At 60.4% G+C, this 250-nt stretch carries 1 pseudogene; it reads right to left on the reverse strand.

From position 1 onward, the window contains the following. Positions 1-139: 139 nt before the first annotated feature. A pseudogene (locus PU724_RS34090) lies at positions 140-250 on the reverse strand (IS630 family transposase); the annotation flags it as partial.

A 250-nucleotide genomic window follows, 5' to 3' on the forward strand; every position in this document is an offset into this window, starting at 1 on the left:
CGGCATCCTTCGGCGACGGAGAGACCATGGGACCGGTGGTCGCGGATGTAGGCCCGTTTCTCTGCCGCGGTCGTGCATGCAGAGCCCCCTTTAGAAACTCCAGTTCCAGAGCCTGCTTGCCGACTAGAGCACGTCCTGTTTAATCTGGTTCATAACCGGCTGCTTTGAAGTAGTTGGCGCATTCGTTCGGCGTGAACAGGTCGAGGACCGTGCCGACGGCGTTCCAAAGCGCGGCGATTGTCCGTTCGGC

Origin of the sequence: Mesorhizobium abyssinicae, assembly GCF_049887195.1 — a bacterium.
Classification (GTDB): domain Bacteria; phylum Pseudomonadota; class Alphaproteobacteria; order Rhizobiales; family Rhizobiaceae; genus Mesorhizobium; species Mesorhizobium abyssinicae.